5 protein-coding genes are annotated in these 5,726 nt (G+C 62.9%); 2 read left to right on the forward strand and 3 right to left on the reverse strand.

The window, feature by feature from the left end; all coding sequences use genetic code 11:
• Positions 1-34: 34 nt before the first annotated feature.
• Entirely contained in the window at positions 35-832 is a 798-nt protein-coding gene (locus OXK16_11475) for a trypsin-like peptidase domain-containing protein (protein MDE0376563.1), read from the reverse strand.
• 485 nt (positions 833-1,317) lie between these two features.
• Between OXK16_11475 and OXK16_11480 the strand changes: the two genes are divergently transcribed.
• The gene (locus OXK16_11480; protein ID MDE0376564.1) at positions 1,318-3,720 is read left to right on the forward strand and encodes a response regulator; all 2,403 of its coding nucleotides are present in this window, start codon (positions 1,318-1,320) and stop codon (positions 3,718-3,720) included.
• Between the two features lie 88 nt (positions 3,721-3,808).
• Positions 3,809-4,642, forward strand: coding sequence for a DMT family transporter (locus OXK16_11485; protein ID MDE0376565.1), 834 nt, complete (start codon positions 3,809-3,811; stop codon positions 4,640-4,642).
• 173 nt (positions 4,643-4,815) lie between these two features.
• On the opposite strand, the gene OXK16_11490 is transcribed toward OXK16_11485, so the two are convergent.
• On the reverse strand, positions 4,816-5,013 hold the full coding sequence (locus OXK16_11490; GenBank protein ID MDE0376566.1) for a hypothetical protein: 198 nt from the start codon (positions 5,011-5,013) through the stop codon (positions 4,816-4,818).
• 97 nt (positions 5,014-5,110) lie between these two features.
• On the reverse strand, positions 5,111-5,293 hold the full coding sequence (locus OXK16_11495; GenBank protein MDE0376567.1) for a hypothetical protein: 183 nt from the start codon (positions 5,291-5,293) through the stop codon (positions 5,111-5,113).
• Positions 5,294-5,726: the final 433 nt, after the last annotated feature.

Raw genomic sequence — 5,726 nt, forward strand, 5'->3', positions numbered from 1 at the left:
GGTGGGGAATTTCAGTGATCAACTCCGGGGATTTTCAATGACCATCAACAACCGGGCCCAACACTGCCAGGTCGGCAAACGGATCCCACCCCAACACGGGTACCCAGGCCTCGGTACCGTCGGGGAAGACCACCCACACCGCGTCGTGGGGCCACACCACATGATGGTTGGTCACCACATAGCCACCATCAACCAGGAACCCGCTACCCGTACCGGTCTCGGTCTCAACAAACACGATCGACGGCGCAACCAACTGGTACACCTCACTTGCTGACAGTGGCAGAGCAGGACCATCCACTGGTGTCGCGGCCGATGTGGACGTCACAGCAGCCGTTGTTGTCGCAGCAACCGTCGTGGTCGGCTCAGCCGGAGGGAGCGTGGTGCTAGGCGCCGGTGGTTCCTCGAGGCACACGATCTCTCGGTCGCCGAGGTCCCAGGACTCGGTGGTCGGATACAGGTAGTACGCGTCGCTGCCGCACTTCCGGGCGGCCTCTCCACGCACGGCATCCTCCCCCGGGTACTGATCCGCATCCGCAACATCGAAGACAGCCGTCACCCGGTGCTGCCAAGCATCGGAACACGGCACGATCGTCACCGCCTCGACCCTCGTCCCGGCATCTATACCAGAAACGATGCAGTCGCCTTCCTGAAGATCCATGACGCCTATTTCAGCGCTAACCGGATCATCCTCCATCGAGGGCTCCTCGCTGACCTCCCGGACACGCTCAGCATCCGACCCGCCGCAGGCAACTACGCCGAGCATGACTGCCAGCAAGAGCACCTGCTTCCCGGAGTTCGCGAACCTGGTCCGGAGTCGTGCTTCCCGCCTCATCTCAATGTCCTCCTCCACTGTTGCGTTACCAGACGAGTCATCACCCGCCGCGATCTGGAGACCTGGACGGTGTAGGTCTGCCATCGGCCGAGGTGGACGGTGATTGTGTGGCCCCCTTGCGGTGAGGCTCTGTCCCTCGGCTCGATGGGGATCACCGGGGAACCGGCTTCGATGCGGCCCTGGCCGGTCGAACCATGCCCACCTCTCCTGTAGCGCCGGGAGTGTAGAGAGTTGGAACCTCGGAGCAGCGCTGCTGTTGGTTGAGTACCAACTGGTTCCCTCCCATCGACTGGCCATGAGGATCCCACTGTACAGGTATGGATATGATTTAGACGTTAAGTGTCTGAAGAATTGGCCCTAATGTTATGATTCTTATGTTAACTAGATAAGCTGAGCCGACATGGCCTGGATCCAAAAGGTGTGCGTCTGGAGTCCCTCATTGGTAGGTCCCGCGGGCCTCTCCAAGCCTTGGTAGAGGTGGGAAGTTGAGCCGAGAGGCGGACCTGTTGGCCGAGAACCTGGCCCTCCGGGAACGGCTATCGAGGCTGTGTGAGGCAACCCTGCGGATCAACGAGAGCCTCGACCTCGACACTGTGCTCCAAGGCGTGCTGGATTCCGCCCGGGCCCTGACCCACTCCGACTACGGGGTCGTCACGCTCCGTGACGAGGCTGGCGGCATACAGGACTTCCTCTCCTGCGGGTTGACCTCCGGGGAGGCCGAGGAACTCTGGGGTTTGGAAGTGGGACCGGACTTACTCGATTACTTCGACAGCGTCCCGGAGCCGTTACGGCTCCCGGACGTGTTCGGGCACGTGAAGTCTGTGGGGTTGTCGGCGTTTCGTCTCCCCATGCCGGTGGGTGCTGTGGTCCCGTTCCTGTCCGCGCCGGTCATGCATCGGGACGAGCGCGTGGCCGACTTTTTCCTGGGCAGAGATGGCGGGGAGGAGTACAGCAGTGAGGACGAGGAAACGCTGGTGATGTTCGCCTCCCAGGCCGCGATGGTCATAGCCAACGCCCGGACCTACCGTGACGAGCAGCGGGCCCGGACCGACCTGGAGACCCTGGTCAATACTTCACCTGTCGGGGTTGCGGTCTTCGATGCCCGCACGGGAAACCCGGTTTCATACAACCGGGAGGCCGCCAGAATCATCGATGAGCTGCGGTCACCCGACCAAACCCCGGAGGAACTGATGGGCGTCCTCACCATCCGGCGGGCCGATGGACGCGAAGTCAGCTTGGAGACCCGGTCGATAGCTGACGTGATGGGCGTCGGGGAGACGATCCGGGCCGAGGAGATGGACATCCTCGTGCCCGACGGGCGGACCGTCACCGTCCTGGTCAACACCACACCCATCTGCTCCGACCGCGGCGAGTTAGAGAGCCTCGTGGCGACCATGCAGGACATGGCCCCGGTAAAGGAGCTCGACCGGATGAGGGCCGGGTTCCTGGCGATGGTCAGCCACGAACTACGCACACCCCTGGCCGCGATACGCGGTTCGGTCTCCGTGTTGCTGGACGAGTCCTCCGACATGCACCCGACCGAGATACGCCAGTTCCATCGGATCATCTTCGAACAGACCGACCGGATGCGAGCCTTGATCACAGACCTCCTCGACATGGCCCTGATAGAGACAGGCGCACTATCAGTCTCCCCGAAACCCGCAGACCTGGTAGCCATCATCGGCGAGGCCGGCAACTCGTTCCGCGTCGGTGGGCACCCGCAGAACCTTCAATTCGAGCTCGCTCCGGACCTGCCGTTGGTCATGGCCGACAGATCGCGCATCGTGCAGGTGCTTGCCAACCTGCTGGTCAACGCGTCACGGCACTCACCTGAGGCGTCCACGATCAGAGTGGAGGCCGTGACAACCGAACTTCATGTAGCAGTGTCGGTCTCCGATGAAGGCAGAGGCATCCCTGCCGAGAGCCTCCCACGCCTGTTTCGGAAGTTCCCCCGGCTCGGTTCCGATGAACAGGGCGGGAAGGCGGGTCTGGGTCTTGCAGTCAGCAAAGGGATAGTTGAAGCACACGGAGGCAGGATTTGGGCCGAGAGTGCGGGGCCGGGCCTGGGCGCGGTCTTCACCTTCACCCTCCCGACGGTCGAGAAGCCAGCGGCCGCCTCTGCGGCATCGGTGCCCCAACTCTCCACCCGCCACACCCCCGGACAAGCGCCGGCACGGATCCGCATCCTGGCGGTGGACGATGACCCCGAGGCCCTCCGATACATCCACAACGTCCTCACCGAGTGGGGCTATTCGGTCATCGCCACCAGCGACCCCGAAGACGTGCCGGGCCTTATCAAGGAACAGAAACCCCACCTGGTCCTTCTCGATCTCTTCATTCCCGGAGCCGACGGCGTCGAGTTGATGAGAGACATCAGGGCCACCGACGACACACCGGTCATCTTCGTATCCGCCTACGGTCAAGACCAATACATTGCCCGCGCCCTCGACATGGGTGCCGAAGACTACGTCGTGAAGCCCTTCTCACCCACCGAACTCGTAGCGCGCATCAGAGCAGCGATACGCAGACGCACGGCACAACCGCCAACCTCCTACGTCGTGGGAGACCTGACCATCGACTACACCGAGCGCCTCGTGACCCTAGCCGCCGACCGGATAGAGCTGACCCCTCTCCAATACCGGATGCTTGTCGAGCTATCAACACACGCGGGCCGTGTAGTCACCTATCAACACCTGCTAGAACACGTATGGAACCTGCCAGGCGACGCAGACCTGCGGCCCATGCGCACCGCCGTGAACACCCTCCGCCGCAAGCTCGGCGACGACGCCACCAACCCCAACTACCTCTTCACCGAACCACGTGTCGGCTACAAGATGCCCAGAGGCGAGGGACACGAGGGCGCGAGGCCCCAAACCGCACAATGGTGAGTAGCTCGGTCCCCGACAAAGGGGTTGACGATCGTCGAGGCTCCCCGCTCGTTAGCGTGAGCACACCCTTGCTTCTTCCGGGAGGCCTATGGCTATCCTCCTAGCTGGACTGACCTCTATCTTCTACGGGGTTTTCGACTTCGCAGGTGGGGTGGCCACCCGCCGGGCCCCGGTGTTCGCGGTTGCCTTCTGGTCCAACATCATGGCCTTGGCGCTTTCGGTCTTGATTGCGTTCGTGTACGACATGGCCTACGGGTCCACCGTCATCCTCTCCGACCTGGCTTGGGGAGCGGCGAGCGGTGTCGCCGCGGTCGCAGGGGTGGTCGCCTACTACGAGGGTCTCGCAAAGGGCAAGATGGCGGTGGTCGCTCCGGTGTCCGCCATCACCCTGTCATTGATCCCGTTCATGTTCGGGTTGCTGACCGGCGAGCGCTATGCCCTGTTGCCGTGGATAGGGGTTGCCCTCGCCGCCCCTGCCATGTGGCTGACCGTTGCGACCGGGATCCGTGAAGACCGCCCGGGGAAGGCGATATACGGTCTCGGAGCCGGTCTGGGCTTCTCGCTGATGTTCATCGGGCTGGCGCAGATCTCGGGCGACGCCGGCATGTGGCCGTTGATTCCCTTCAGGTGCGCCAGCGTTGTCACGGCGGTGGTCCTGGTCATCGCGCGGGGGATCCCGCTCAGGATGGCAAGGAAGGAACTGCTGTTGAGTTTCGCCGCCGGGGGCGCCATCTTGGCCAACCTCTCCTACGTGCTGGCAGTGCGAATCGGGCCTCTGGGTCTCGTTGCGGTCGTGTCGGCCCTCTATCCGGCTGTGGTGGTGGTCATGGCCTTCCTGGTCTACAAAGAAAGGCCCGCTCCCCAGCGCATAGTGGGTCTCTTGCTGTCCCTGGGAGCCGTATCCCTGATCGCCCTGAACTGATTCGGCCTTCCAGAGGAGAATCGTGAGTCCCGACACCGAGGCCCGCGACTCTCCGGCTGGACCGGTGGCGGAACTCAGACAGCAATGAGACCGGTCTGCCTCGGGCATCGGACGGGTATATGGACGCCTTCGCGAAGCAAGCGCAGCCGCGGCCTAAGTAGTCAAGTGTCCTGTCACCGCAGCGCCGCGACGATGAGCGCAACCGTGCCGATTCCGACCCCGACGATCCACTTGGTCTGGGAGGCGAGCTGCTTCTCGATCAACAACAGCGCGTGGGCCAGGGCCTCGCGGGATTCGGCCTGACGCGCTTCGTCCTTCGCGTCTACCAGGGATTCGGTGACAGTCAACGGGTCTTGCTCCTTCTCGTTCACCCTGAACGTACCTTACCCCGAGGAGATTTCAAGGGGTGTATGTCAAGGTCGGTTGCCCGCCGCTGGCCGGCACGCTGCGAAACGATCTACCGGATCCTCACGTTGTCAAACCCATCAGGGCGATCATGATGCCTGTCATGCCGACAATGACCCCCACGATCCACTTGGTCTGAGAGTCGAACCGTTCCTCGATCCTCAACAGCGCGTTGGCCAGGGCCTCACGGGATTCCGTCTGACGAGCGTCATCCTTCGCGTCTACCAGCGATTCGGTGACAGACAACGGGCCTTGCCCTACTACCGAGACTCCACCGAAACCAATGTCGAGGGCTACGACGCAACAGAGGTGACCGTCTCCGGGATGACGCAGCATTACTGGGTGCTCCCGGCGCCATAAGCTACGACACTTTCCTCGAGAGAGTGACGGCGAGGGTGACGGAAGGCGACACCGTGACGCAAGGAGACACCCTCCGGGCAGACGTGACCTCCCACAGATCGGCCGACACCAACACCTTCACCCGAACCCCCCAACCCCCCGCCGCGCCCACCCTGCTCGTTCCTCAGGCTTAGGGCGTCATGGGTGGTGTTGTGTGCCTCAGGTTCGGGGACGTCGGCGTTCTCGATGCACAGGGCGTCACCGGTGGTGCCCTGTTCCTCAGGTTTAGGGCGTCATGGGTGGTGTTGTGTGCCTCAGGTTCGGGGACGTCGGCGTTCTC

This window comes from bacterium, from assembly GCA_028821235.1.
Taxonomy (GTDB): Bacteria; Actinomycetota; Acidimicrobiia; order Spongiisociales; family Spongiisociaceae; genus Spongiisocius.

Coding starts and splice junctions, on each gene's coding strand:
- OXK16_11475 (MDE0376563.1), bottom strand. CDS start 832: ATGAGGCGGGAAGCACGACTCCGGACCAGGTTCGCGAACTCCGGGAAG.
- OXK16_11485 (MDE0376565.1), top strand. CDS start 3,809: ATGGCTATCCTCCTAGCTGGACTGACCTCTATCTTCTACGGGGTTTTC.